General features: G+C 75.0%; 1 protein-coding gene. It reads right to left on the reverse strand.

Going from position 1 to position 575, the window contains the following annotated elements:
- A partial coding sequence (locus ACFQ36_RS23300) for an NAD(P)H-hydrate dehydratase (RefSeq protein WP_377018011.1) occupies positions 1–575 on the reverse strand: 575 nt, incomplete at both ends.

Here is a 575-nt window from a genome sequence, read left to right on the forward strand (position 1 = left end):
CGGCGAGCGCCGCCACTGCCGCAAACCGGTCCGGCTCGGGAATGCCGGCCCGTTCCAGCGCCTCCGGCCGCACGGTCGCCGCGAGCGCGCCGAGGATCCCGGCCAGGGTGTCCCCGCTGCCGGCGGTGGCCAGCCACGGGGTCGCATTGTCCTGGCTGAACAGTGTCCCGGTGGGTGATGCGATCACGGTGGCCGCACCCTTGAGCAGAACCGTCGCTCCGGTCAGTCCCGCTGCCAGCCGGGCGTACTCGGCCGGCGAGGCCTCGATCTGTTCCCGCTCCGCCTCCACGCCTTGGCCGGCCAGCACGCGGACCAGTTCCCCTGCGTGCGGGGTCAGCACGACCTGGGGACCGAGCTCGGCAGGCAGCAGATCCAACGCACCGGCGTCGGCCACCACGGGCAGGCCGGAGGCAAGGGCCTCCCGGGCCCGCTGCGCCTGGTCCGGGTCCCCGACCGCGCCGGGGCCGACCAGCCAGGCCTGGCACCGGTTCTCCGCCAGGCTGCCGGTGCCGCACACCACCTCCGGGGCCAGCAGGTTCAGCTGGGCGCAGATCTGCTCCGGACCCAGGTAGCGG

This window comes from Arthrobacter sp. GCM10027362 (assembly GCF_042679445.1).
GTDB lineage: Bacteria > Actinomycetota > Actinomycetes > Actinomycetales > Micrococcaceae > Crystallibacter.